25 protein-coding genes are annotated in these 26,188 nt (G+C 67.1%); 13 read left to right on the top strand and 12 right to left on the bottom strand.

Annotated features, from left to right (window positions below):
* Positions 1-208: 208 nt before the first annotated feature.
* Entirely contained in the window at positions 209-862 is a 654-nt protein-coding gene (locus OHZ10_RS22570) for an Imm5 family immunity protein (protein ID WP_342705823.1), read from the top strand.
* Positions 863-931: 69 nt separating this feature from the next.
* On the opposite strand, the gene argG is transcribed toward OHZ10_RS22570, so the two are convergent.
* From argG to OHZ10_RS22585, 3 genes are all read right to left on the bottom strand, one after another.
* Positions 932-2,266: an argininosuccinate synthase gene (gene argG, locus OHZ10_RS22575; protein ID WP_031399031.1), complete on the bottom strand. Its 1,335-nt coding sequence runs from the start codon at positions 2,264-2,266 to the stop codon at positions 932-934.
* Positions 2,267-2,594: 328 nt separating this feature from the next.
* Positions 2,595-3,665, bottom strand: a complete 1,071-nt coding sequence (locus tag OHZ10_RS22580) for an FUSC family protein (protein WP_256086671.1) — start codon at positions 3,663-3,665, stop codon at positions 2,595-2,597.
* Between the two features lie 346 nt (positions 3,666-4,011).
* Complete coding sequence (locus tag OHZ10_RS22585) at positions 4,012-5,544, bottom strand: sensor domain-containing diguanylate cyclase (RefSeq protein WP_174993068.1); 1,533 nt, start codon at positions 5,542-5,544, stop codon at positions 4,012-4,014.
* Here OHZ10_RS22585 and OHZ10_RS22590 point away from each other — a divergent pair.
* The 3 genes from OHZ10_RS22590 (at position 5,483) to OHZ10_RS22600 (ending at position 8,181) form a co-directional block, all read left to right on the top strand.
* A complete protein-coding gene (locus OHZ10_RS22590; RefSeq protein ID WP_174993056.1) occupies positions 5,483-5,725 on the top strand; it encodes a hypothetical protein in 243 nt (80 codons plus the stop codon). The two genes, OHZ10_RS22585 and OHZ10_RS22590, sit on opposite strands and share 62 nt — an antisense overlap.
* A gap of 407 nt (positions 5,726-6,132) precedes the next feature.
* Positions 6,133-7,668 carry an amino acid permease gene (locus OHZ10_RS22595; RefSeq protein ID WP_059237453.1) on the top strand — a complete coding sequence of 512 codons (1,536 nt, stop codon included), beginning with the start codon at positions 6,133-6,135 and terminating at the stop codon, positions 7,666-7,668.
* Between the two features lie 267 nt (positions 7,669-7,935).
* Positions 7,936-8,181 (top strand): DUF3717 domain-containing protein, encoded by a 246-nt coding sequence (locus OHZ10_RS22600; RefSeq protein ID WP_006482527.1) that lies wholly within the window; start codon positions 7,936-7,938, stop codon positions 8,179-8,181.
* Here OHZ10_RS22600 and OHZ10_RS22605 read toward each other — a convergent pair.
* Positions 8,163-8,345, bottom strand: coding sequence for a hypothetical protein (locus tag OHZ10_RS22605; RefSeq protein WP_342705824.1), 183 nt, complete (start codon positions 8,343-8,345; stop codon positions 8,163-8,165). The two genes, OHZ10_RS22600 and OHZ10_RS22605, sit on opposite strands and share 19 nt — an antisense overlap.
* On the opposite strand from OHZ10_RS22605, the gene OHZ10_RS22610 reads away from it, so the two are divergent.
* Together OHZ10_RS22610 and OHZ10_RS22615 are read left to right on the top strand one after the other, a co-directional pair.
* Entirely contained in the window at positions 8,344-9,261 is a 918-nt protein-coding gene (locus OHZ10_RS22610) for a LysR family transcriptional regulator (protein ID WP_059237452.1), read from the top strand. The genes OHZ10_RS22605 and OHZ10_RS22610 overlap by 2 nt on opposite strands.
* A gap of 109 nt (positions 9,262-9,370) precedes the next feature.
* Positions 9,371-10,168 carry an alpha/beta hydrolase gene (locus tag OHZ10_RS22615; protein WP_342705825.1) on the top strand — a complete coding sequence of 266 codons (798 nt, stop codon included), beginning with the start codon at positions 9,371-9,373 and terminating at the stop codon, positions 10,166-10,168.
* A gap of 35 nt (positions 10,169-10,203) precedes the next feature.
* Here OHZ10_RS22615 and OHZ10_RS22620 read toward each other — a convergent pair whose 3' ends face one another.
* The 3 genes from OHZ10_RS22620 to OHZ10_RS22630 all read right to left on the bottom strand — a co-directional run bounded on the left by OHZ10_RS22620 (position 10,204) and on the right by OHZ10_RS22630 (position 13,024).
* A complete protein-coding gene (locus OHZ10_RS22620) occupies positions 10,204-10,557 on the bottom strand; it encodes a hypothetical protein (protein ID WP_059237450.1) in 354 nt (117 codons plus the stop codon).
* A 177-nt stretch (positions 10,558-10,734) separates the two neighbouring features.
* Positions 10,735-12,327 carry an intermembrane transport protein PqiB gene (locus tag OHZ10_RS22625; RefSeq protein ID WP_342705826.1) on the bottom strand — a complete coding sequence of 531 codons (1,593 nt, stop codon included), beginning with the start codon at positions 12,325-12,327 and terminating at the stop codon, positions 10,735-10,737.
* 34 nt (positions 12,328-12,361) lie between these two features.
* Positions 12,362-13,024 (bottom strand): DUF3313 domain-containing protein, encoded by a 663-nt coding sequence (locus OHZ10_RS22630; RefSeq protein WP_342705827.1) that lies wholly within the window; start codon positions 13,022-13,024, stop codon positions 12,362-12,364.
* Positions 13,025-13,413: 389 nt separating this feature from the next.
* Here OHZ10_RS22630 and OHZ10_RS22635 point away from each other — a divergent pair, with 389 nt between their 5' ends.
* Positions 13,414-14,028 carry a TetR/AcrR family transcriptional regulator gene (locus tag OHZ10_RS22635; RefSeq protein ID WP_059237448.1) on the top strand — a complete coding sequence of 205 codons (615 nt, stop codon included), beginning with the start codon at positions 13,414-13,416 and terminating at the stop codon, positions 14,026-14,028.
* A gap of 122 nt (positions 14,029-14,150) precedes the next feature.
* On the opposite strand, the gene OHZ10_RS22640 is transcribed toward OHZ10_RS22635, so the two are convergent.
* On the bottom strand, positions 14,151-14,771 hold the full coding sequence (locus OHZ10_RS22640) for a TetR/AcrR family transcriptional regulator (protein WP_174993073.1): 621 nt from the start codon (positions 14,769-14,771) through the stop codon (positions 14,151-14,153).
* 92 nt (positions 14,772-14,863) lie between these two features.
* Between OHZ10_RS22640 and OHZ10_RS22645 the strand changes: the two genes are divergently transcribed.
* Entirely contained in the window at positions 14,864-16,105 is a 1,242-nt protein-coding gene (locus tag OHZ10_RS22645) for a glycosyltransferase (protein ID WP_342705829.1), read from the top strand.
* A gap of 15 nt (positions 16,106-16,120) precedes the next feature.
* Here OHZ10_RS22645 and hutC read toward each other — a convergent pair whose 3' ends face one another.
* The 4 genes from hutC to OHZ10_RS22665 all read right to left on the bottom strand — a co-directional run bounded on the left by hutC (position 16,121) and on the right by OHZ10_RS22665 (position 19,158).
* The gene (gene hutC / locus OHZ10_RS22650) at positions 16,121-16,816 is read right to left on the bottom strand and encodes a histidine utilization repressor (protein ID WP_174993075.1); all 696 of its coding nucleotides are present in this window, start codon (positions 16,814-16,816) and stop codon (positions 16,121-16,123) included.
* Between the two features lie 181 nt (positions 16,817-16,997).
* On the bottom strand, positions 16,998-18,125 hold the full coding sequence (locus tag OHZ10_RS22655) for a porin (protein WP_342705830.1): 1,128 nt from the start codon (positions 18,123-18,125) through the stop codon (positions 16,998-17,000).
* A 142-nt stretch (positions 18,126-18,267) separates the two neighbouring features.
* On the bottom strand, positions 18,268-18,582 hold the full coding sequence (locus OHZ10_RS22660; protein WP_081051941.1) for a hypothetical protein: 315 nt from the start codon (positions 18,580-18,582) through the stop codon (positions 18,268-18,270).
* A 210-nt stretch (positions 18,583-18,792) separates the two neighbouring features.
* The gene (locus tag OHZ10_RS22665) at positions 18,793-19,158 is read right to left on the bottom strand and encodes a hypothetical protein (RefSeq protein ID WP_230950415.1); all 366 of its coding nucleotides are present in this window, start codon (positions 19,156-19,158) and stop codon (positions 18,793-18,795) included.
* On the opposite strand from OHZ10_RS22665, the gene kdpA reads away from it, so the two are divergent.
* The 5 genes from kdpA (at position 19,138) to OHZ10_RS22690 (ending at position 26,155) form a co-directional block, all read left to right on the top strand.
* A complete protein-coding gene (gene kdpA, locus OHZ10_RS22670; RefSeq protein WP_342705831.1) occupies positions 19,138-20,841 on the top strand; it encodes a potassium-transporting ATPase subunit KdpA in 1,704 nt (567 codons plus the stop codon). The genes OHZ10_RS22665 and kdpA overlap by 21 nt on opposite strands.
* A 10-nt stretch (positions 20,842-20,851) precedes the next feature.
* Complete coding sequence (kdpC, locus tag OHZ10_RS22675) at positions 20,852-21,553, top strand: potassium-transporting ATPase subunit KdpC (protein WP_174993078.1); 702 nt, start codon at positions 20,852-20,854, stop codon at positions 21,551-21,553.
* Positions 21,554-21,573: 20 nt separating this feature from the next.
* The gene (gene kdpB / locus OHZ10_RS22680) at positions 21,574-23,658 is read left to right on the top strand and encodes a potassium-transporting ATPase subunit KdpB (protein ID WP_425394794.1); all 2,085 of its coding nucleotides are present in this window, start codon (positions 21,574-21,576) and stop codon (positions 23,656-23,658) included.
* Positions 23,659-23,738: 80 nt separating this feature from the next.
* A complete protein-coding gene (locus OHZ10_RS22685) occupies positions 23,739-25,424 on the top strand; it encodes a DUF4118 domain-containing protein (protein WP_342705832.1) in 1,686 nt (561 codons plus the stop codon).
* A complete protein-coding gene (locus OHZ10_RS22690; protein WP_059237440.1) occupies positions 25,421-26,155 on the top strand; it encodes a response regulator in 735 nt (244 codons plus the stop codon). The genes OHZ10_RS22685 and OHZ10_RS22690 overlap by 4 nt, the downstream gene beginning before the upstream one ends.
* The last annotated feature ends 33 nt before the right edge of the window (positions 26,156-26,188 follow it).

Here is a 26,188-nt window from a genome sequence, read left to right on the forward strand (position 1 = left end):
GAAATCGAACGACTCGCAGCTTGCCACGACCGGCGCAGCGGTGCAGTGCCGAACGGCACCGGTGACGGCGATGGATCAGCGCGCGTTTGGTCAGTAAGATGCGTGTCGCGCTGGGTGGGCCGGGTGCGGGAATTCGCACGGGTGCCGTTCAAACCGGGTGCCCCGAAAGTGAAGTGCGCCCTATGTTCCTTATTGTGAATCTGCGTAGATGACGAATATTCCGCAAGAGTTGGCAGATGCGTTGTCGGTGTCGCTGTCGGCAATTACGGCTGACGGGGAGCTTCCGGCTGCCGTGCGCAGGGAGCTACTTCGGTTGATCGAGACGTTGTCGTCTGCCGAACATGGCGATGCCGGATACTTGCGCCGCGTGCGGCTGGCGATGCTGTGTGCCGAAGAGGCGATCGATTGGCTGAATCCGTACGCGAACGTGCTGACGGCGGCACGGACCATTCTGGCGAACGGCGCCGACGCGCTGGCCGGAAAATATGACCTGGTCTGTCTGGGAAGAGACAACGGCGCGTACCACACCCGGGTCATCGATCTGTTTGAACACGGCGAAGCGGCGTTTGTCCCGGTTTATGCCGGCATGACCGTTTTCGCGGCGATCAATACGATCTTGTACGACACGAATTTCGATGCGGTCGGCGAAAACGAAAAAAACGTGTGCCCGGACGATTGGGATGCCGGTTATTACGGGGCGCTGGCGCTTTCGGGCAGTGCAGTGTGGGAGGAGAAGGGAGGTGATGCAAGTCGCCGATTGTATTGGCGATGGTATCTGGAGAAGGCAGTCCCTCGGGCGTGGGACGTTCTCGCGCCGTTGCCGTTCAAACGGGTGCAGGCGAACCCGGGGCAGAGCGTCTGATTGGTGATCGAGTCGGCCGCTCACGGGGCGTGTCGGAAATCGACCGGCCCGCGAGCGGCGTCAAGCGACTTACTTGTCGTCGCCCTTGATCTGCGGCAGCGCCGACGTTTCACCCGGCGTCAGCAGCCCGACTTGCGAGTACACGCGCAGCTTGTCGCGCGTATCGGTGATGTCAAGGTTGCGCATCGTCAGCTGGCCGATCCGGTCGCGCGGCGAGAACGTCGATGCAACCTTCTCCATCGACAGGCGTTCCGGCTGGTACGTGAGGTTCGGCGACTTCGTGCTCAGGATCGAGTAGTCGTTGCCGCGGCGCAGTTCGATCTTCACTTCGCCGGTGATCGCGCGTGCGACCCAGCGTTGCGCGGTTTCGCGCAGCATGATCGCCTGCGGGTCGAACCAGCGGCCCTGGTACAGCAGGCGGCCGAGGCGGCGACCGTTCTCGCGGTACTGCTCGATCGTGTCTTCGTTATGGATGCCGGTGACGAGACGCTCGTATGCGATGTACAGCAGCGCGAGGCCCGGGGCTTCGTAGATGCCGCGGCTCTTCGCCTCGATGATGCGGTTCTCGATCTGGTCGCTCATGCCGAGGCCGTGGCGGCCGCCGATGCGGTTCGCTTCCAGCAGCAGCTCGACCGGGTCGGTGAACTCGACGCCGTTCAGCGCGACCGGCTGGCCGGCTTCGAAGCGCACCGTCACTTCTTCGGCGGCGATCTTCACGTCGTCGCGCCAGAACGCGACGCCCATGATCGGGTTCACGATCTTGATGCCGCTTTCGAGGCTTTCCAGATCCTTCGCTTCGTGCGTCGCGCCGAGCAGGTTCGAATCGGTCGAATATGCCTTCTCGGCCGACATCTTGTACGCGAAGCCCGCCTGGTTCATGAATTCGGACATTTCGGCACGGCCGCCGAGCTCGTCGATGAACGTCTGGTCGAGCCACGGCTTGTAGATCTTCAGATCCGGGTTCACGAGCAGGCCGTAGCGGTAGAAGCGCTCGATGTCGTTGCCCTTGTACGTACTGCCGTCGCCCCAGATGTTGACGCCGTCTTCCTTCATCGCGGCGACGAGCATCGTGCCCGTCACGGCGCGGCCGATCGGCGTCGTGTTGAAGTACGTGACGCCGGCCGTCGTGATGTGGAACGCGCCGCTTTGCAGCGCTGCGATGCCTTCGGCGACGAGCTGCGCGCGGCAGTCGATCAGGCGGGCGCCGGCTGCGCCGTATTCGATCGCGCGTTTCGGGATCGCGTCGTAATCGTCTTCGTCGGGCTGGCCGAGGTTCGCCGTGTATGCGTACGGGACGGCGCCCTTCAGTTTCATCCAGTGCAGCGCAGCGCTGGTGTCCAGGCCGCCGGAGAAGGCGATACCGACCTTCTGGCCGGTCGGGAGGCTTTCGAGAATCGTGCTCATAGGAATAACCGTGGATTGAAGCCGGTGGGATCGTATTTCGCGGAATATGCGAGTATCGGCTGTCCGGGAAGTTGGGGCAAGGGCTGATTTTCGTGCGGAATCGTCGTCCGGCCCGTCGGGCGGGCCTGGCGAGCGGTTAACCAGGCGGAGAAAGCGATGCGGAAAGGCGCGAAACCGCGGCCGAAACGGGCCTGGACGAGTGCGGTCGCGGGCCGGGTTTGCGGGGCCGGATCGACCGCCGGGCGGGGCGGCGGCCGTCAGGCGGCCGGCTTGCTGCGCCGAAAGGAATATGAAAGACGGCCATTGAAACCCGGAATCCGTCAGCGCCTCAGATATTCCACGACTGTGCGGTATCCAGCAGCTTCTCGCGCAACTGATCGACTTCGCCGGCCAGCTTGGCCGTGATCGACACGTACCCGGACAACTGCGGCGGCGGCGCGTCGTGCGGCGGATCGACGGGCCGGCGGCGCGGGGCGAGCCGGCTCGGCGTGCCGAACTTGAGCGCGCGGCTCGCGCCGACCAGCGTGTCGCGGATGCGCCGGTTCACGGCCTTCATCTCGACGCGCATGTATTCGCGGGCCGCCACGTCGTCGCGGGCCGGCACCGCGCTCGACAGGATCTCCAGGTAGCCGATGCACAGGCGCAGGCTGCGCTGGATCGCCTCGAGTTGCGTCATCGACGTCTCGCATTCCTTCGATACCGACGGCATCAGCGAGCGCAACTGCACGAGCAGCGCGCTCAGCGCGGCCATTTCCTTCAGGTGTGCGTCGTCGCTCACGTGGCGGTCGCCCGCGAGCCGGGCATGCACGGCCGCGCACGCGCGCAGCGCGTCGGCGAGCTTGTAGCGCCACGAGTAGGTCGCGTAGAGCGGCAGCGCGAACGAGAATGCCAGCGCGATCGCGATGCCGGCCAGCACGTTCACCGCGCGCCACAGGCCGTCGACGATCTCGTTGTCGCCGTGCCCGGCGACGATCACCATCGTGATCGCCGACAGCAGCGCGATGTAGCCGGCCTTGCCGATCGCGTGATACGCGCAGAAGCCGCACGCGACGGCCATCAGCAGGTAGATCGCGACGGGCGCATGCACGACGGAATACAGCAGGATCAGCCCGAGCCCCGCGAGCGCGCCGATCGACGTGCCGAGCGCGCGCTCGGCCGCCTTCTTGCGGATGTTGCCGTGGTGCTGCAGCCCGCCGACGACGATCAGCACGGTGATCGTCGACCACTCGCCGTGCGGCACGTGCAGGCCGGTGGACAGCGCGATCGACACGAGAATCGCAAGCGCGACGCGCGCCGCATGGATCAGCTTCGCGTGCCGGTAGCGGCGGTACGGGTCGAGCAGCGGGCGCAGCGCGTTGCGCAGCAGGGGCGGCAGCCGGGTAGGAAGCGGGGTGGTCATGACGGAGCTGGGGTGGCCGGAACGCGCACGGCGGCCTGCGCGGGCCGGCGCCGCGCCGCATGCGCAGCAGACGTCACGCTAACCGAACGCGCGCGGGCTGTCCACGGCGCTACGCTGAGCTGCCGAGCTGCCGAGCTGCCGAGCTGCCGAGCTGCCGAGCTGCCGAGCTGCCGAGCCGGCGGGCCGGCGGGCAGACGGGCAGACGGGCAGACGGGCAGACGGGCAGACGGGCAGACGGGCAGACGGGCAGACGGGCAGACGGGCAGGAGACGGGTAGGCGGGTAGGCGGGCAGACAGGCAGGCAAGCAGTCAGGCGGCACAATCCGACGCGCGACGTGACGTCAGGTCACGCGTCGGCCGTGGTCGGCAGCGCGTCCAGTACGCGGTTGCGGCCGCCGGACTTCGCGCGGTACAGCGCTTCGTCGGCGCGCCGCAGCAGCGTTGCGGCGTTCATCCGGCCGTCGGCCGTGGTTGCCGTGCCGATGCTGGCCGTGACGCGGCCGTACGGGCTCTTCACGTGCTCGATGCCGAGCCCCGCGATGGCGCGCCGGATGCCTTCGGCGACGGTGGCCGCGCCTTGCGCGTCGGTGTCGGGCAGCGTGACGACGAATTCCTCGCCGCCGTAGCGCGCGACGTGATCGCCGTCGCGGCGCAGACAGCGTGACGCGGATTGCGCGACCCGGCGCAGCACGTCGTCACCGGCCGGGTGGCCGTAGTAGTCGTTGAATGCCTTGAAGTGGTCGACGTCGACGAACAGCACGGACAGCGGGCGGCCGCTGCGCGACGCCCGCTGTGCCTCCTTCGCGAGCACCGTGTCGAACGTGCCGCGGTTGTCGAGGCCCGTCAGCGAATCGGTGTGCGCGAGCCGGTACAGCTTCGATTCGGCGATCTGCCGGCGCTTCAGCTCGCGCGACAGCGCGAGCGAGCCCCACGCGATGAACCCGGTGAACAGGCCCATCAGCACGATGGTCCAGAACGCGCGGTGGTGCCACGACGCGTAGATGTCGATCTCGGCGGGCGCGACGTCGACGATCAGCGGCAGGCCGGCGAGATGCTTGTAAACATAGATGCGCCGGACGCCGTCGATCGCGCCGACACCGGTCAGCTCGCCGTGGCGGCTGCGCAGCGAATCGATGAACAGCGGCGAGTCGTGCAGGTCGAGGCCGACCACGTGCGTGTCGTACGGCAGGCGCGACACGAGCGTGCCGTTGTCTTCGACGATCGCCGCGCTGCCGTGCGTGCCGACCGCGAGGCCGTCGAGCAGCGCGCGGAAGTAGTCGATGCTGAGCGTACCGACGACGATGCCGCCGAACGTGCCGTCGGGCCGGTTGATCCGGCGGCTCAGCGCGATCGTCAGCGCGCCGCCGCGCAGCCGGGATGCGTACGGCCGGCTGATGTAGAGGCCTGGTGCGAGCCGGTCGCGGTGCACGGCGAAATAGTCGCGGTCGGCGAAATTGCCCTGCCGCGCGGGCGACGCGCTCGAATCGATCACGATATTGCCGTGCGGATCCATCACGAAAATCGAACCGAGATACTCGCCGGTCGCCGCGCGGTCGAACAGCAGCCGATGGCGCTGGCGCGGCGGCAACGTCATCAGTTCCGGATCGGCCACGCCGTCGACGACGTTTTGCAGCGACAAATCGTAGAGCTCGATATTGCGTGCGATATCGCGTTCGATCAGCAGCATCAGGTTGCGCGCATTTTCGACCGCATGGTCATACGCGTCGCGCCGTGCCTCGATTAATAGCGACGTGGAAAGTCCCCAACTGAACATCAGCAGGACGATGCCCGCAACGAGCACGCCGCGGGGCGACAGAATGCGTGCCACGATCGACGCGGTATGGCGGCGCAGCGTGGCGGGCAGCGGGAGTGACTTCATCCTCGGGCGTGGCGGGCGGCGGATATTCGCGTCGTTGGCGGTTCCGCGCGCTGATTATTTCGAATTAACCCGCATTATCTCGCGAATTCCGGACTTTCGCGTGCGCATGCAAAACATGCATGCGGATACGGCGATTCGAAACGGTTACGCATCATTACTGCATTGCGCGCGGGTGATTTGATTTGAATCAATTATCAGTGTCGGTCTTTTTGTCTGATTAATGGTGCGCCGATCGGTCGATTTTGCGTATTGGTGAAGTATTTGGCGGATCGGGACAGGATTGCGCGCTGACCGGCCACGACGAGAAAACCAAATAACCCCGAATTAACCAAGGTTTTTGCACCGGCATGCGGTCGCGGCCGTGTCGATGCAGCCAACTCCTTGATTCTGCGAAATCTCCCGCGCGGCGGCGGGCGTGCCGACCTGCGCTGTCCCCGCGGCGAATCAGGTAGAATCCGCGCTTCGCCGCAGGCGCCCGCCGCGCAACGCGTATCGGGGCCGCATCGATTGCATCGCAGGACGCGCACCGCGCTCCGATCCCGCATGCGCCGGCAACGGATGCCGGCCCGCTCAACGTTCGTCTCGTTTATGTCCGCAATTCCGAATTCCGACCCACCCGGTTCGTCCGCGAACCCCCCCAAGCTTCATCGCGCGCTGAAGGCGCGCCACCTGACGATGATCGCCATCGGCGGCTCGATCGGTACGGGCCTGTTCGTCGCGTCCGGCGCGTCGATCTCGCAGGCCGGCCCCGGCGGCGCGATGGTCGCTTACATGCTGATCGGCCTGATGGTCTACTTCCTGATGACGAGCTTAGGCGAGATGGCCGCGTTCATGCCGGTGTCGGGTTCTTTCGCGACCTACGGCGCGAAATACGTGGACGAAGGCTTCGGTTTCGCGCTCGGCTGGAACTACTGGTACAACTGGGCCGTGACGATCGCGGTGGAACTCGTCGCCGCGCAGCTCGTGATGCATTACTGGTTTCCGGACGTGCCGGGCGTGTGGTGGAGCGCGGCTTTCCTCGGCGTGATGTTCCTGCTCAATGCGCTCACCGTGCGCGGTTTCGGTGAAGCCGAATACTGGTTCGCGCTGATCAAGGTCGTCACCGTCGTCGCGTTCATCGGCGTCGGCTTGCTGATGATCTTCGGCATTCTGAAGGGCGCGCCGAGCAACGGCTGGGGCAACCTGACGATCGGCGACGCGCCGTTCGCGGGCGGCCTGCCGGCGTTGATGGGCGTCGCGATGATCGCGGGCTTCTCGTTCCAGGGCACCGAGCTGATCGGCGTCGCGGCCGGCGAATCGGAAAACCCGCGCACGACGATCCCGCGCGCGGTGCGTCAGGTGTTCTGGCGGATCCTGCTGTTCTACGTGTTCGCGATCTTCGTGATCGGCGTGCTGATTCCCTACACCGACCCGAACCTGCTGAAGACGGACGTGACCGACATCGGCGTGAGCCCGTTCACACTCGTGTTCCGCCACGCAGGCCTCGCGTTCGCGGCCGGCGTGATGAACGCGGTGATCCTGACGGCCGTGCTGTCGGCCGGCAACTCGGGCATGTATGCGTCCACGCGGATGCTCTATACCCTCGCGACCGAAGGCCGCGCGCCGAAGATATTCGCGAAGCTGTCGTCGGGCGGCGTGCCGCGCAATGCGCTGTACGCGACCACCGCGGTCGGCGCGCTGTGCTTCTTCACGTCGCTGTACGGCGACAAGACCGTCTACCTGTGGCTGCTGAACACGTCGGGGATGACGGGCTTCATCGCCTGGCTCGGCATTGCGGTCAGCCATTACCGGTTCCGCAAGGGTTACGTGAAGCAGGGTTATTCGCTCGACCAGCTGCCGTACCAGTCGAAGTGGTTCCCGTTCGGACCGCTGTTCGCGTTCGTGCTGTGCCTCGTGATCGCGCTCGGCCAGGACTACCAGGCGTTCCTCGCGAACCGGATCGACTGGGCCGGCGTGGCCGCGACCTATGTCGGCATTCCGCTGTTCCTCGTGGTGTGGCTCGGCTTCCGGTTCCTGAAGAAGAGCCGCTTCGTGCGCTACGAAGACATGGAAATCGCACCGTGGATCGCCGCGAGCCGCGGCGCGCAGCGGCAGCCGGTGGCGAACCGCGAAACCGCGGGTTGACGCGGGCGCGGCAGGCTGCCGCGCGACGGTCGACGAAACAACGGGAAGCCGCGCGCTTCCCGTTTTTTTTGCCCGGCTTTTGCCTGCACGGGGTCAAAGCCGGTTATATTGCCCGACCCTACCGGGCCACGGCCCGGCCGGCGCGACAGGCGCAGCGCGGATCGGCATCCGGCGTGCGCGGCGCGCGACGGCCGGCGACATGTCCGGCGTTTTCATCGTTCCATCCGGGCCGGCACGGCCCGCGGAGCGCGCAACCCAGAGGAATCCATGAGCGCATCACCCGCCGAGCGGAAGGCCGGACCCGTTTCCATCGTGCGAATCGAAGCCGCGATCAACGCGTGGCGCGAAGTGTACCCGCCGGCGCCGGACGGCGAGGACGGCTACGCGCTGGACGCCGGCAGCAACTGCCTCGCCGAGCTGTACGGCACGATGATCTGCTACCAGCTGCCGGACGTGCCGCTCGACTCGCTGAGCCATGAGCAGCGCGACGCGCTCTACGCGACCGAGGGGTGACGCGCGGTCGCGATGCCGCCGCGTTGCGGCGGCGATGAAACGACGGGAAGCTCGCGGGCTTCCCGTTTTGCTTTACGCGGCGCGATGTGCGCCGCCTGCGGTATCGTGACGACATCATCCGGCCGCGGTTTGCGCTGGATCGCTGTCCGGGAGGCATCGAACATGGAGTTGAGACACCTCCGCTACTTCGTCGCGGTGGCCGAAGAGCGGAATTTCACGCGGGCGGCGGAACGGCTGCATATCGCACAGCCGCCGCTGAGCCGGCAGATCCAGCAGCTCGAGGAGGCGCTCGGCGTGCCGCTGTTCGAGCGCAACGCGCGGCCGCTGAAGCTGACCGACGCGGGGCGCTTCTTCTATTCGCATGCGGTGCAGCTGCTTGCGCAGACGACCGAACTCGAATCGATGACGAAGCGGGTCGGCAAGATCGAGCGCAGCATGTCGGTCGGCTTCGTCGGTTCGACGCTGTACGGGATGCTGCCGAAGATCATCCGGCGCTTTCGCAGCGAATATCCGGCCGTCGAACTGAGCCTGCACGAGATGTCGACGATGGACCAGATCAAGGCGCTGAAGGAAGGACGCATCGACGTCGGGTTCGGGCGCATCCGTCACGAGGATCCGAGCGTGCGGCGCGTCGTGCTGCGCGAGGAGCGGATGATCGTCGCGCTGCCGGTCGGCCATGTGCTCGACAGCGCGAAGCCCGTGCTGTCGCTGCACGATCTCGTCAACGACACGCTGATCATCTTCCCGAAGGCGCCGCGCCCGAGCTATGCGGACCAGGTGCTCGCGGCCTTCCACGATCGCGCGTTGCAGCCGCGCAGGATCTACGAGACGCGCGAACTGCAGATCGCGCTCGGCCTGGTTGCGATGGGTGAGGGCGTGTCGGTCGTGCCGCACAGCGTGTACGGGCTGAAGCGCGACGACATCAGCTACAAGCCGCTCGACGATCCGAACCTCGTGTCGCCGATCATCATGAGCATGCGGATGCTCGACGAATCGGAGGACATCCGCGCGATGCAGGCGCTGATCTACCGGCTGTACGACGAAGCGCAGATGGAGTACCTGCCGCCGCAGCCCGAATGAACGCGCGGGCCGTAGGGGCTTGCTTGACGCTGCGCGCGCCGGCAGGCCACCATGTCCCGATTCGATGCGGCCGCCTGTGTGCGGCCGCTTTCACGCAGACGACCGACACATGACCGATATCGTGACCGAGGAGACAACCGTCGGGACGCCGCAAGGACGTCTCTTTGCGAAACGCTGGCGTGCGCGTGCGGCGCACGACGCGACAGCGCCCATCGTGCTGCTGCACGATTCGCTCGGCTGCGTCGATCTGTGGCGCGACTTTCCCGAGCAACTCGCGCGTGCCACGCAGCGCGACGTGATCGCATACGACCGCCTCGGCTTCGGCCGCTCGGATCGTCATCCGGGGAAGCTCGGCACGACGTTCGTGCGCGACGAGGCCGATCATGCGTTCGCTGCGGTGCTCGAACAACTGCGCGTCGATGCGTTCGTCGTGTTCGGGCACAGCGTTGGCGGCGGGATGGCGGTGGGCTGTGCGGCCGCCTATCCGGATCGCTGTCGCGCACTCGTGACGGTTGCTGCGCAGGCGTTCGTCGAGGATCGCACGCTGGCCGGCATTCGCGATGCAGGACAGCAGTTCGATGAGCCGGGGCAACTCGGGCGGCTTGCGCGCTATCACGGCGACAAGGCCGAATGGGTGCTGCGCGCCTGGGTCGAAACGTGGCTGTCGCCGGCGTTCAGCAACTGGAATCTTGATGACGAGCTGCCGCGCGTGCAATGCGCGACGCTCGCGATTCACGGCGAAGACGACGAATACGGGTCCGACGTGCATCCGAAGCGGATCGCCGCGCGCGTCGCGGGGCCGTCGTCGTTCCTGCTGCTCGCCCAATGCGGGCACATGCCGCACCGCGAGCGGACGGACGACGTGCTGGCCGCCATCGCGACGTGCGTGCGCGACGCGGGCGCCTGAGCGCCCGGCAACCGGCGGGCGGGGCCCGCCCGCCGTCAGAACGACAGCTGGATCGCGAGATCGAGCGCGAGCACCGCGATCGAGCAGCCGATGCCGAGCATGACGTTCGGCAGCCGGTGCTCGAAGTCGCGATTGTCGCGGCGCATCGCGGCGCCGAGCAGGAAGATCGCCTCGACGACGATCTGTAACCCGACGAACAGCAGCATCAGCAGATACTCGTAGCCCATCTGCTTGAACGCGGCGAATTGCATCCCGTGATCGCGGATCCACTGGCCGACGCGCAACAGTTCGTACACGAACAGCAAGGCGGGGAACAGGTAACTGATGAAGTAAGTCGGCGCGGTGGCGTGCCGTAGTTCGAGGTGGAAGTGCTGATGCGTGGTAGCCATCACAACCCTCCTTGCAACGCATGATTGCGGTCGCGACGGCGGCGCGATCACGTGCGAACGAAGGGATTACCCGATGCACAGTGCGCCGCCGTACGTCATCAGCATACTGCTGCGCGGGAAATTTGGCATGCGGTGCGTGCGTTCGTCGTAATAATGTGTGTGCGTCGCGCGACGCATTTACCGCGCCGTACGTGCCGGATGCGGTACGTGATCCTGCCGCGTGACGCCTGAACCGTTCGGCAGCAACCATTCCGGATGTTGTTCCAGATCGTCTGCCAATACGCGCAGTGCGCTCGATGTACGCGCAAATTGCGTCAGCGTGCGGCGGACGTTCGATGCGTTCGCACCCTCTTGTCGAAGCATGGTCTGCGCAGTCATGAATGCCCCACGTGCGGTGCGCAGCGCATCGCGCGTTTGCGGCGCGAGTTCGGTATCGAGTCGTGCGAACAGCGCATCGGTGTTCATGAGCGCGGCGTTCAGGTGCGCGCCCATCCGGTCGAGCGGCAATCGGGAAACCGTACCGGCGATGTCGGCAATCTGGTCGCGCAGCACGTCGAGCGTGCCGGGCACGGTCGGGAGTGCAATCGGTTCGCGGGTCGTGTCGACCGATGCAGGCGGCGCGTGCGGGAACATGTCGAGCGCGACATACGACCGGTTCGCAATCGGATTGCCGATGCGCAACTGGCCGCGCAAACCGCGTGCGACGAGCGTGCGCAGCAATGCCCTGCCGGCGTCGGTGTCGCCGTTGCCGAGCACGTCGCGATAGCGCTGCCCGAGACGATCGGGGTAGAGCGCCATCGTCACGCGCATCGTGACGTCGCCGCGTGCGGCGTTGTATTCGGTGCCGACGGCCGTCACGTTGCCGAGTTCGATACCGCGAAAATCCACCGGCGCACCGACCGCGAGGCCGCGCAGCGAGCGGTCGAAACGCATCACCACCGGCGCGGCCGGTGCATTCGGCGTGCGCATCGCGTCGATTTCGTTGTCGGCGACGCGAAAGCGTGTGCCTTCCGGTGCTGCGATGGTCGATGCGCGTCCGGGCGGTGACCCGAACGCGAGCGCGCCGGCGAGCAGCGCGGCAATCGACGGCGTGTCGAGTTGCATGCCGCCTGCGTCGAGCCGCAGGCCGAGGCCGCCGGCCTGCCACCAGCGCGTATCGACATCGACGTGGCGATCGAACGGCGCGGCGATGAATACGTCGATCGATACGCCGTGTCCGTCTGCATCGAGCGCATGGCCGGTCACCTGGCCGACGCGTGCGCGCCGGTGGTAGACCGGCGAACCGGTTGCGACCGAGCCGAGCGAGGTCGCGCGCAGCGTGTAATGCCGGCCGCCGTCCTCGGTCACGGGCGGCGCATCGAGCCCGGTGAAACGCGTGCGCGGTTCGTGCGAACGGCCGAGGGTGGCCGCGAGGTATGAACCGGACAGCATCGAGTCGAGACCCGACAGGCCACCGGGCCCGATGCGCGGCCGCACGATCCAGAAGCGCGTGTCCGCCACCGCCAGTGCGCGCGCGTCGGTGTCCAGCCGGACATTGATCACGACACCCGGCTGTCCGCGCGCTGCACGAACGCGCGTGACGCGACCGATTTCGACGTTGCGCAGCCGCAGCGTCGATCGGCCGGCTTCGAGTCCGTCGGCTGTCGCGAATGCGATCGTGATCGTCGGGCCGCGGCTGCCGAGCAGCGACGCACCCCATGCGAGACAGCACGCAGCGGCCGCGAGCGGAACGAGCCAGAAGATCGCCGCCCGCGGCCACCCCGCACGCATCTGTGCGACACGTGCCAACGTACGCCGGCAGGCTTCAGTCGAATTGTGCGACGAGCGCATCGGCACCCTTGTCGATGCCGGTCCTTGCCGCGCTGAGCGCGCCGAAACTCGCGCCGATGTTCATCGCATTCGGATACTGCTTCGTCACGTATGCGTTGATCAACCGGTTCGTCGACGCGTCGCGGATCTCGACCGCGTAGATGACCGAACCCGTGAACGCGCCTTCGCGGCCGCGGATCGCCTGCACGCCGTTGTACACGTTGCCTGCGAGATCGAAATGCGCGAAGGCGCCGGCAAACGTCGTCGTGGTGACGGCGCCCGTCAGCGTCAGCTTTACGCGCAGCGTGTCGGGGCCCGGCGTGCTCGTCAGCTCGAAGCGCTTGCCGAGCTTCTTCGCGAACGTGTCGCCCATGTACGTGGCGAGCGTCGACTTGTCCTGGTCGGTCAGGTTGCCGAATTGATGATCGGTGCCGCGATAGATCGCGACCGGGTCGAGGATCAGCTTCCGGTAGGGGTGCCAGTTCGCCGGCAGCGCGTAGCGATAGGGCACGCGACCCGACTTGTCCTGCGGATCGCTGCGCAGGTACGGCGACGATTCGATGCCGCTGTAGCGGGTAGGCTGGACGCCGGCGCATCCGGCGAGTGCGACGCAAAGCGCGGCATTGAGCAGGTGGTTGGGCTTGATCGATCGGTTCATCTGACTCTCCGGGTCGGGATTCGCGCCGGTGGAGCCGGTGCGAAGGGTCGTGCAACAGGGCGGCATCGCCGCTCGGGTTTATGAAAAAAAACCAACCAGACGGTTTGTTTGTGGGGCGCAATAACCGCATGAAGATCGGGGACGACAGGCCATCCGGTAGCAGTCATCGGCCGGAAAGCCAGGCTGCAGATGGCGCTCGCGTCGCACCATGCCGTGCGCGACGTGCCCGTCATCCGGCCGGGGCCGATGCGGGAGCCGATCGTAGCACCGCCATTTCCGGATGTAAACCGACCAGGCGGTTTGTTTGTGATAGACTCCGCGCACTTCTTTCATGCGATCGCAACGGTACGCCGCGGTCGCATGGCCTCACTCCATACCGGGGACAGTTCATGGATAACCCGACGCGTTCCGAGCGAACGCGCACTGCCGCGATCCAGGCGGCGCTCGCGATTCTCGAGCGCGACGGTCCGGGCAAGCTCACGTTCGATGCGATTTCGCGCGAAAGCGGGATCAGCAAGGGCGGCCTGATGCATCAGTTCCGCACGAAAGGCGACGTGCTGAACGCGCTGATGGAACATCAGCAGGACACCTACCAACGCTTCCAGCGCGACTATCTGGCCGCGCGCGATCCGCGCGAAGCGCAGCCGACGCTGTCCGCGCAGATCGCGACGATGCGTGAAGTGATCGACCAGCAGCCGTCGGCGGCGCTCGCGATCATGGCGGCGCTCGTCGAGGATCCCGCGCCGTTGCAGAAGGTGCGGGAAACCGATGCCGAGAACGTGAAGCGGATGGCGGCCGAATCGGGCGATCCCGATCTCGCGCTGCTGCGATGGAAGGCCGCATGGGGGCTCGCGCTATCGGCGATGTTCGGGCTGTGTCCGCTGTCGGACGACGAGCGCGCCAGGCTGTTCGACCGGCTGCTCGACGAGACGCAATGGCCGTCGGGCGGTGACGCTGCCGCGCAACGCGGTGCGCGGGCGGCGAACGCGACACCGAAAAAATGAAGCGTGCGTGGGTGACATGCGGCGCGGCGGTCGCCCGTTTCGGGCGCTCGCTGCTCGCGGTCGTGCTCGGGCGCTTGTAAGCGTACGAGCGTGTGACTGCCTGAGGTGAACGCGGGCGTTGCTCAGCGCTTCGCTTCCGCGCCTTCGATGAACAGCTTCGCGACCGACTGGAACTCCCGTTTCAGCGACAATCCCGGCACGGTCAGCCAGCGCAGCATCGCCGCGAGATACAGGTGATGGAACCAGGTGGCGAGCTGATCCGCCTGCAGCGTGCCGTTCAGTTCGCCGGCCTGTTGCCCCGCGACGATCAGTTGCTGCCACACCAGCGCGATGTCGCTGCCGTTCTGTCCACTCCTGTCCGGTTCGACTGCACCGATGCTCATGAGCCGGTGCCGCAGGTACGCGAGCAGGTACGCGGGATGCTGTTCGCACCATGCGGCCGACGCGTCGAGCACGCAGCCGATGCGCGACGCGAAGGTCTTGCGCCGCGCGACGTCGTGCTGCAGATGTGCGAGATCGCGCGCGAGTTCGCCTTCGAGCCAGTGCGCGAGCACGGCTTCCTTCGTCGGAAAGTGGTTGTACAGCGTGCGCTTCGCGACATCGGCCTCGGCGGCGATCTGCTCCATCGTGACGGCCTCGTAGCCGTGCGCATCGAACAGGCGCGCAGCGGTGGCGGCGAGATGCGCGAGCATCTGGATGCGTTTGCGTGCACGGCGGCCCGGATCGTCGGTCTGAATCGTCATGGCGGGGGATTGGCTGAAAATGTACGAATTGCATTAGTATACGACGTGCATTTTTTAGAATCCACCTGCTTCCGTCGTGCGAGGAGTCGTGCATGAAGTTCGTCATTGCCACCTATGGCACCGAAGGCGACACGCGTCCGCTCGCGGCGCTGGGCCGCGCGCTGCTGGACGCCGGCCACGACGCCCGGTTGCTTGCCGACGCGGCGACGCTCGGGGCCGCTGCCGCGCTCGGCGTGCCGTCGGCACCGTTGTCCGGCGACATCCGCCGCGCGATCGCGCCGGACGGCGCGCTGGCCGATGCGGTGCGCGGGCGTGGTGGCTTCACCGACACGTCGAAGGCGCTCGCGGCGATCGCGAATGCGAACACGGCGGCGTGGATGCGCGAAGTCGCGGATGCGTCGGCCGGTTGCGACGCGATCCTCGTGTCGGGGCTTGCGTCGTTCGTCGGGCTGTCGGTCGCCGAGTATCGCGGTGTACCTGCGATCGGCACCGGCATGATTCCGATCACGCCGACCGCCGGATTCGCGTCGCCGTTCCTGCCGCCGGGAAAGTTGCCGCGCTGGCTGAATCGCGCGAGCCACCGGTTCGTGAATGCGCTGTTGTGGCAGGCGTTCAGGAAGTCGACGAACGTGGCGCGCGGCAGCGTGTGCGGGTTGCCGCCGCGCAAGCATGTGTGGACCGAGCATCCAATGCTTTATGGTGTGTCGCCGGCGCTGCTGTCCGGCCCGGTCGACTGGCCGGAGAATGTGCAGGCATGCGGCCAGTGGCGGATCGATGCGCGTGCATGGGCGCCGCCGCCCGAGCTGTCGGCGTTTCTCGAAGCGGGCGATCCGCCCGTGTACATCGGATTCGGCAGCATGGCCGGCTTCGACCGGGCAGCCATGGTCGACGCGCTGACCGATGCGCTCGCCGGCCGGCGCGCACTGTTCTATCCGGGCTGGAGCGGTATCGACGCGTCGATGCTGCCGGCACGGGTTCGCGTGATCGGTGACACGCCGCACGACTGGCTGTTCCCGCGCGTATCGATGGCGATTCATCACGGCGGGTCGGGCACCACGCATTCGGCTGCACGGGCCGGCATTCCGTCGGTCGTCGTGCCGTTCGCGGGCGATCAGTTCTTCTGGGCGAACCGGTTGCAGCGACTGGGTGTCGCCGATGCACCCGTGGCGGGGCGGCGTATGGAGGCTGCAGTGTTGGCGCGTGCCATCGCGTTTGCTGATCGCAGCGAGACGAAGGCGCGTGCGACGGAACTCGGCACGCGCATCGCGCAGGAGGACGGTTTGACGCTGGCCGTCAGCGCGATCGAGCGATGGGGGCGCGCCGCCGCGCGGTGAACCCGCGCATCGGCATCAGAAATGCCCGGTGAACCGGTAACGGCTGCCCGGGTGCCACAGATTGGCGACCGACGCGACCATCCCCTGCGACCACGTGCGCCGATGCAGCAGCAGGCACGGCTCGCGGTCGTCCATCGTCAGGTGGCGGCGCGTTTCGGCGTCGGGCATCGCGGCCTCGATCCGGTATTCGACGCGCTGCAGCGGCGCGACGCGCGTCAGGTACTGGTTCGGCGTCGTCGTCGTGAAGTCCTGCAACGCATATTCGGGCGCGCAGGCCGGATTGACCCAGCGTTCCTCGAGCTGCACCGGCGTGTCGTTCTCGAAATGCAGCACGCGCGAATGGAAGATCGGGCTGCCGGTGTCGAGCCGCAGTTCGTCGGCGAGCTTCGCATCGGCGACGGCCGCGCCGACCTGCAGCACCTGCGCGCGGTAGCCGTGGCCGCGCGCGGCGACTTCGTCCGAGATGCTGCGGATCGCGACGAGCGTCGATTCGTACTTCGGCGATGCGACATACGTGCCCGAGCCGCGCGTGCGCGTGAGCACCTGTTCGGCCGTCAGTTCGCGCAGCGCGCGGTTGACGGTCATCCGCGCGACGTTGAATTCGCGCGCGAGTTCGTTCTCCGACGGCACCTGGTCGCCTTCCGCCCACTCGCCGGCATGAATGCGGGCGAGGATGAAGTCCTTGATTTCCTGATAGATCGGTGTGGTCATGGGATCGCGATTCCAGAGTCGGCGGCGGCCCGCTGCCGAATGCCGATCCGGCGCGCGCCCGGCGCCGAGTGTACCGGTTTCGCGGGCGAGCGGGCCCGGATTCCCGAATGATCCCTGTTCGGCCGGCGCGCGTCCATGCGGGATTGCACAGAGCGGCCGGCCTGCGACGGCCGGCGCGCGGTCAGAACCTATGCCGGATGCCGACCGTCGCGACCACCTGCGTATTCGTCGACGAAGCCGCGAGCCCCGTCACGTTCGCGAACCCGAGCGTCGCGCCGGACGGCACGCCGAACTGGTGCTGGTACACGGTTTCCGCATACACGTCGGTGCGTTTGCTCAGTGCGTAGCCGGCCATCAGCGTCACCTGATGCCATTTCGGCCGGTGGCTGCCGGCTGCGTCGTCGTAGCGGCCGTCGGTGAACGTGTAGGCGCCCGCGAGCGAGACGGCCGGCGTCAGCGCATAGCGCGCGTTGACCTCGTAGTTGTCGAAGCGCAGCGCATTCAGCGCGCCGGGCAGCGACGAGGCGGCCGTTTCGTCGAACATCGAATGCGTCCACAGCGCGCCGACCGTCAGCCGGTCGAATGCGTAGCTGCCGCCGGCGCCCATCACGCGCTGGCGCACGGCCGGGAAGTTCGGCGCGTCGTTGGTCGACAGCGCACCGCCGGCCGTCAGCCCGCCGCGGTTGAGCTGCAGGTACGCGGCGCCGAGGCTGACCGGCCCGTTCGCATACGACACGCCCGCGCTGTACGCGCGGTTGTTCGCGAAGCCGCCGGCCGCGTTGCTGAACCCGTACAGGCCGCCGAACTGCCAGCCGGCGAGCGTCGGGCTCGTGTATTTCACCGCGTTGTCGATGTAGAACGAATCGTCGATGTTGTCGTTGTCGAACGGATGCGACGCGAGGTTGTTGCCGTCGCCGTTGTTCGCCATCGCGAGCGGGCCGAGATAGTCGACCACCGCGTCGTACTGGCGGCCGAGCGTCAGCGCGCCGTAGCGGTCGCTCTGCAGGCCCACGTACGCGCGGCGGCCGAACATCGTGTTCTTGTAGGACTGCGTGCCGTTGTTCAGGTTGAAGCCGTTCTCGAGGCGGAACAGCGCATGCAGGCCGCCGCCGAGATCCTCGTTGCCGCTCAGGCCGAAGACCGTATTCGACAGCAGGCCGCTGCCTTGCTGCCACGCGCTTTTACCCGACTGGTTGTTCGTATAGGCGATACCGGCATCCAGCATCCCGTAGAGCGTGACGCTGCTTTGCGCGTGCGCGGCGGCGCCGAAGAAGGCGAGGGAGAGGGTACCGACGACTGCTTTTTTCATTGCGTGTGCTTCCTGGAAAGGCCCGTTGCGACGGGAACGACGATTCGTCGCGCGTGTCCGTGCGGGCACGCGCGTTCGAATCGATGAAAGGGGGCGCGTGTGACGTGTGTCACGTGTCACGCGCGGCGGCGGTGAACGCCGGCTAGTGCTGCAGCAGGCGGATCGTGCCGAATTCGGCGGCCGGCAGCAGGCGGAGGATCGACAGGATCGCGGGCGATGCTTGCGACCGCGCGACTTCGAGCTCGATGCATGCGCGCCCGGTACGGTTGTCGATCGCGGCCGTGTAGAAATTGAGCGCGGCGCCGACGGCCTGATGCAGCCGGCGGCGCACGGCCGCGAGGTTGTCCGATTCGACACGGATCGACAGCAGCACGAGTTCGTCTGCAGGGAGCCTGCGCCGCGAGCGGACGGGCGGCAGATCGCGTGAAGCAGCGGATTCGGTTCTGGTCGGTTTCATGCTTTCATCCCCCGGCACGCATCGAGCTCCGCACCGCGGAAAGCTCGTCTTGGACATGGCGCCCAGTTTAAGAATCGCGGTGGCGATACGGTGTATAGACTCGCACCGGCCCTGAAAAGAATGCATAAAAACGCGCGCCGGCCGGTTGCCGTCTTTACAGCTTTTTTATTCCCTGCAAGGAAATTGAACACCGCTTTGATACGCGGATTTCTACACTGTCGCATCCCATTCGCCAGATGAGCATGGGGGCGTCATCCGGGCCTGCGCCGATACGGCAGGGCCCGCTGCGCCGACGGTCGCGCGGCGTTGCCGCGCATACGAAAAAAGGGGAAAGCCATGTTGTGGATCACCGGCGCGTTGTCGCTCGCGCTCTTTATCTATCTGTTTCATGCATTGATCAAGCCCGAGCGGTATTGATCGGCGCGATTCAACAGGAATTCGAAAATATCGGTGAATGTCATGAGCGATCTGCTTTTCATTTTTTTCACGCTCGCGTTCTTTGCATTGACGGCCGGTTTCATCACCGGCCTCGACCGGATCTGAGCGAGCGTCGACATGTTCAACAATCTCATTCAATTCGCGATCGTTCTCGCGATCATGCTGGCGCTGGTGCCCGTCGTCGGGAAATGGCTCGCGCACGCCTTCACGAGCCCGCGCCACGCGTGGGTCGAACGCCGTACCTATGCGCTGCTTGGCGTGAACCCCGACGAAGCGATGTCGTGGCAGCGCTACGGGATGGTGCTGCTGCTCAGTAACGCCGGGATGATGCTGCTCGGCTACCTGCTGCTGCGCATCCAGGACGTGCTGCCGTTCGATGCGCTGCAGCGCGCGTCGCAAAGCCCCGACCTCGCGTTCAACACGGCCGCGTCGTTCATCACGAACACGAACTGGCAGGCGTATGCGGGCGAGAGCAGCCTGTCGAACGTCTCGCAGATGGCCGTCATCACGTTCCTGATGGTGGTCAGCGCGGCGACCGGCGTCGCGGCCGCGGGCGGCTTCATCCGCGGGCTGAGCCGCAAGAGCGCGGCGGACATCGGCAACTACTGGGTCGACTTCACGCGCGTGACCTATCGCGTGCTGCTGCCGCTCAGTTTCGCGATGGCGCTGGTGTACGTATGGCAGGGCATGCCGCAGACGCTCGCCGCCGACGCGTGGGCGACCACGCTCGAAGGCGCGCGCCAGCAGATCGTGATGGGGCCCGTCGCGAGCCTCGAATCGATCAAGCACATCGGCACGAACGGCGGCGGCTTCTTCAGCATGAACGCCGCTCATCCGTTCGAGAACCCGACGCCGCTCACGAACACGCTGCACATGCTGTCGATGCTGCTGATCCCGTCCGCGCTGACCTATACGCTCGGCACGATGATCAGCCGGCGCCGCCAGGGCTGGGTGCTCCTCGGCGCATTCGTCGTGATGTTCGTCGGCTTCCTCGCCGTGATCTATTCGGCCGAGCAGCACGGCAATCCGCTGCTCACCGGGCTCGGCGTCGATCAGCAGATGAGCGCCGCGCAGCCGGGCGGCAACATGGAAGGCAAGGAAATGCGCTTCGGCATCGCGCAGACGAGCCTGTTCGCGACCGTCACGACGGCGGCGACCACCGGTTCGGTCGACGCGATGCACGACTCGCTGACGCCGCTCGGCGGCCTCGTGCCGATCGCGCAGATGATGCTGAACAACGTGTTCGGCGGCGACGGCGTCGGGCTGATCAACCTGTTCACGTTCGCGATCCTCACGGTGTTCCTCGTCGGGATGATGATCGGCCGCACGCCGGAATTCCTCGGCAAGAAGATCGAGGCGCGCGAGATGAAGTTCGTGATGCTCGCGGTGCTCGCGCACCCGTTCAGCATCCTCGGCTTCACCGCGCTGGCCGCGATGCTGCACTCGACGATGGATAGCCTCGCGAACCTCGGGCCGCACGGCTTCAGCGAAGTGCTGTACGCGTACACGTCGGGCACGGCCAACAACGGTTCCGCGTTCGCGGGGCTGAACGCGAACACGCCGTTCTTCAACACGACGATCGGCTTCGCGATGCTGATCGGCCGCTACCTGACGCTGCTGCCGATGCTCGCGGTCGCGGGCAGCCTCGCCGCGAAGAAGGGCGTACCGGAAAGCGCGGGCACGCTGTCGACGTCGACGGGCCTGTTCGCCGGCCTGCTGGTGTTCGTGATCCTGGTGGTCGGCGGTCTCACGTTCCTGCCCGCGCTCGCGCTCGGCCCGGTCGTCGAGCACCTGCTGATGTCGGGCGGCCAACTGTTCTGAGGGAAACATCATGATTCAAGGCAATCGCCAGGCAGCGGCCGCCGCCGCGCCGGCACCCGGTTCTTCGTTCGGCGCGGCGACGCGCGGCCTCGTGCGGCCCGTGATCGCATCGTCGGTGCTGTTCATGCTCGTGACGGGCCTCGCGTATCCGCTGCTCACCACGGGCGTCGCGAACGTGCTGTTCCCGGCGCAGGCGCGCGGCAGTCTCGTGCAGCAGAACGGCACGACGATCGGCTCGGCAGTCATCGGGCAGCAATTCACGCGAGCCGGCTACTTCCATGCGCGGCCGAGCGCGACGGTCGGCACCGATCCGGCCGATCCGTCGAAGACGGTCGACCAGCCGTACAACGCGGCCGGCAGCGGCGCCAGCAACCAGGGCGCGACCAGCAAGAAGCTGCTCGCCGACATCGCGCAGCGCGTGCGTGCGTACCGGCAGGAGAACGCGCTCGCCGACGGTACGCCGGTACCGGCGGACGCCGTCACCGCGTCCGCGTCCGGGCTCGATCCCGAGATCTCGGTCGCGAACGCGCGGCTGCAGGCGGCGCGCGTTGCCCATGCGCGCGGCGTCGATGCCGCGCAGGTCGCGACGCTGGTCGACCGCATCGCCTCGCCGCGCCAGCTCGGCGTGCTCGGCGAACCGCGCGTGCGCGTGCTCGACCTGAACCTCGCGCTCGACCGCGCGTTCGGCCACGCGGCCGGCGCGAAGCAATAGCAGGAACCACGGAGTCACTCATGTCCCATATCGAAACCCCGATCAACCCGGCGGCCATGCCGGTCGGCGCCGTGCCGCCGATGCGCTGGACGGCCGTGGTGCGCGAAGCGTTCCGCAAGCTCGCGCCGCAGGTGCAGTTGAAGAACCCGGTGATGTTCGTCGTCTATCTCGGCAGCATCGTCACGACCATGCTGTGGCTGCAGGCGCTGACCGGCACCGCCGACGCGCCGGCCGGCTTCATCTTCGCGGTTGCGTGCTGGCTGTGGTTCACCGTGCTGTTCGCGAACGCGGCCGAGGCGCTGGCCGAAGGGCGCGGCAAGGCGCAGGCCGATGCGCTGCGCGCGGCGCGCAAGCGCGTGTACGCGAAGGTGCTCGACGAGCCGAAGCAATTCGGCAGCACGAGCCATCGCGTGCCGAGCGATGAGCTCGCGGCCGGCAGCATCGTGCTCGTCGAGGCGGGCGACACGATTCCGGCCGACGGCGAAGTGATCGACGGCGTTGCCTCGGTCGACGAGTCGGCGATTACCGGCGAATCCGCGCCGGTGATCCGCGAGTCGGGCGGCGATTTCTCGTCGGTGACGGGCGGCACGCGCGTGCTGTCCGACTGGATCATCGTGAAGATCACCGCGCAACCGGGCGAAGCGTTCCTCGACCGGATGATCGCGATGGTCGAAGGCGCGAAGCGCGGCAAGACGCCGAACGAAGTGGCGCTGACGATCCTGCTCGTCGCGCTGACGATCATCTTCCTGCTCGTGTGCGTGACGCTGCTGCCGTTCTCGCAGTTCAGCGTGCTGCTGAACGCATCGGGCTCGGCCGTGAGCCTGACCGTGCTGATCGCGCTGCTCGTGTGCCTGATCCCGACGACGATCGGCGCGCTGCTGTCGGCGATCGGCATCGCGGGGATGAGCCGCATGATGCGCGCGAACGTGCTCGCGACGTCGGGCCGTGCGATCGAGGCGGCCGGCGACGTCGACGTGCTGCTGCTCGACAAGACCGGTACGATCACGCTCGGCAACCGCGAGGCCGTGCAGTTCCGGCCGGCGCCGGGCGTGGACGAACGTGCGCTGGCCGAAGCCGCGCAGCTGTCGTCGCTCGCCGACGAGACGCCCGAGGGGCGCTCGATCGTCGCGCTCGCGAAGCAGCGCTTCTCGCTGGACGTGTCGGCGGCCGACGGCAGCATCGCGGTGCCGTTCAGCGCACGCACGCGGATGAGCGGCCTCGATATCGGCGAACGCCGGGTACGCAAGGGCGCGGCGTCCGCGATCCGCGCGCATGTCGATGCGCTCGGCGGTGTGTTTCCGCAAACGGTCGAGACGGCCGTCAACGACATCGCACGGCGCGGCGGCACGCCGCTCGTCGTCGCCGACGGCTCCACGGTGCTCGGCGCGATCGAGCTGAAGGACATCGTCAAGCACGGGATCGGCGCGCGCTTCGCCGAGCTGCGCAAGGTCGGCGTGAAGACGGTGATGATCACCGGCGACAACCGCCTGACCGCGGCCGCGATCGCGGCGGAAGCCGGCGTCGACGACTACCTGGCCGAAGCGACGCCCGAAGACAAGCTGCGGCTGATCCGCGAGCACCAGGCGAAGGGCCATCTCGTCGCGATGACGGGCGACGGCACCAACGACGCGCCGGCGCTCGCGCAGGCCGATGTGGCCGTCGCGATGCACAGCGGCACGCAGGCGGCGAAGGAGGCGGCCAACATGGTCGACCTCGACAGCAACCCGACGAAGCTGATGCAGGTGGTCGAGGTCGGCAAGCAGATGATCATGACGCGGGGCGCGCTGACCACGTTCAGCGTCGCGAACGATCTCGCGAAGTATTTCGCGATCATCCCGGCCGCGTTCGTCGCGACGTATCCGGCGCTCGGCGCGTTGAACGTGATGGGCCTGCACAGCCCGACGTCGGCGATTCTGTCGGCGGTGATCTTCAACGCGCTGATCATCGTCGCGCTGATTCCGCTGGCGCTGAAAGGCGTGAAGTACCGCGCGGAGCCGGCCGAAAAGCTGCTGGGGCGCAACCTGCTGATCTACGGGGTGGGCGGGATCGTCGCACCGTTCATCGGCATCAAGCTGATCGACATGCTGCTGACGCCGTTTATCTGACCGAACGCGCCGTCGCGGCCCCGCTCACGCCTTCGCGGCGTGCGCGGGGCCGTTCGGCGTTTCAATTGCCGGAAGCGATCATGGATGTGAATGTGGACGTGAACGAAGCGAATCGACGGGCGAGGGCGCCGCTGGAAACCGGTGCGGGCCGCGATCGCTGGCGCAGCGTGCTGCGCGCATGCGCGGCGATGGCCGACCGCATCGCGGGCGCCGGGCCCGACGCGCAGCCCGCGCTGGCGGTGCGCGAGGCGCATCCGCGCACGCATGTCTGGGTGTCGCAGTACGTGGTGCCGCTGCTGCTGGCCACGCTCGTCTGCGCGCTCGCGACGCTCGCGGCAAGCGCGCTGCTGCGCGTGTTCGACCTGTCGAACGTCGTGATGCTGTTCCTGATGACCGTCGTGCTGATCGCGCTGCGGCTCGGCCGGCTGGCCGGTGCATGGGCCGCGTTCGTCTGCGTCGGCTGCTTCGACTTCTTCTTCGTCGAGCCGCGGCTGTCGTTCGCGGTGTCCGATACGCAGTACGTGTTCACGTTCGCGCTGATGCTGGCCGTCGCGCTCGCGATCGGCCAGCTCGCGGCCCGCCTGCGCGCGGAGGCACGCGCCGCGCGGGCGAACGAGAAACGCTCGGCCGCACTCGCGCGCGTCGCGCACGATCTGTCGGCCGCGATCGAGACCGAGCAGATCGCATCGATCTGCACCGGCACGATCGCGCCGCTGCTCGGCGTCCGCGTCGCGCTCGTGCTGCCCGATGCGGACGATCGCCTGATGCCCGCGCAGCACGCACGGTTCGTCGAAGTGCCGACTGCACGCTGGGTCTTCGAGAACGCACGCGCTGCCGGTTGCGGGATGCCGCCGTTCGAACGCGCGGCCGCGCAATACCTGCCGCTGAAGGCGCCGATGCGCGTCCGCGGCGTGCTCGTGCTGTTCGGCGATGCGCAGCCGGTGCCGACCGACCCCGACGATCGCCGCCTGATCGATGCATTGTGCTCGTCGATCGCGATGGCACTGGAACGCGTGCACTACGTCGGCGTCGCGCAGCACACGCTGGTCCGGATCGAAGGCGAACGGTTGCGCAATGCGCTGCTGGCCGCCGTGTCGCACGACCTGAAGACGCCGCTCACCGCAATCCGCGGGCTCGCCGAGACGCTGGAGAAGCCGGAGCGTCTGGCGGAAGGGCAGCCGGCCGCGCTCGCGCACGGTATCCGCAACCAGGCCGAGGCGTTGCACGGGCTCGTCGTGAACCTGCTCGATCTCGCGCGCATGCAGAGCGAAGGCGTGCGGCTCAATCGCGAGTGGCACATGCTCGACGAGATCGTCGGCAGCGCGCTCGCGCATTCGGCCGGCGTGCTGGTCGGCCGCGACGTGAGCGCCGACTTGCCGGCCGACCTGCCGCTGATCGACGTCGACGCGCTGCTGATCGAGCGCGTGCTGATGAACCTGCTCGACAACGCGGCGAAATACGCGGGCGCGGAGGCGGCGGTGTCGGTGCGCGCACGCGTGTTCGGCGAAACGCTGTACGTGTTCGTCGAGGACGACGGGCCCGGTTTCATCGCGCGCAACACCGAGCCGCTGTTCGAACCGTTCGAGCGCGAACGCAAGGAATCGTCGATCAGCGGCGTGGGGCTCGGGCTCGCGCTGTGCCGCAGCATCGTCAACGCGCACGGCGGCTCGATCCGCGCGGTGCCGCTCGATCCGCACGGCGCGCGGTTCGAGATTCGTCTGCCGCTGGGCGCGCCGCCCGACATCGAACACGAGAGCCGGACATGATCAGATCGCGCGTACTTATCGTCGAAGACGAATCGGACATTCGCCGCTTCGTGCGGATGGCGCTGGAACAGGAAGGGCTCGACACCTGCGAGGCGTCGACGGCCCGCGAGGCGCGGATGTATGCGTCGAGCAGCAAGCCCGATCTCGTGATCGTCGATCTCGGGCTGCCGGACGACGACGGCAAGACCTTCATCCGTGAATTGCGCGAGTGGTCGACGGTGCCCGTGATCGTGCTGTCGGCGCGCCAGCAGGAGGTGGAGAAGGTCGCGGCGCTCGACGCGGGCGCTGACGATTACCTGCCCAAGCCGTTCGGCGTGCCCGAACTGCTCGCACGGGCGCGCGCGCAGCTGCGGCGCGCGGCGTTCGTGTCGGCCGACGGGCAATCGTCGTCGATCGTGCGGTTCGGCGACGTGACGGTCGATCTCGGCAAGCACGAAGTCGCTCGGAGCGGCGAGCCCGTCCACCTGACGCGCCTCGAATTCCGGCTGCTCGCGGCGCTGATCCGCGCGCGCGGCGGCGTGGTCGCGGCGCGGCAGCTGCTGGCCGAGGTCTGGGGCATTCACGACGCGGATCGCGCGCACTACGTGCGCGTGTACATGACGAACCTGCGGCAGAAGCTCGAACCGGTACCCGCGCGGCCGCGGCACCTGCTGACGGAGCTGCAGTTCGGGTACCGGCTGGTCGGTCTGGAAACGGTCGGGATGGCGGACGGGCCGCGCGGTGCGGCGTAGCCACGTCTAGACAAGTGAAAGCCGGTTCGTGGC

The organism is Burkholderia arboris (assembly GCF_038723655.1).
GTDB classification, from domain to species: Bacteria; Pseudomonadota; Gammaproteobacteria; order Burkholderiales; family Burkholderiaceae; genus Burkholderia; species Burkholderia arboris.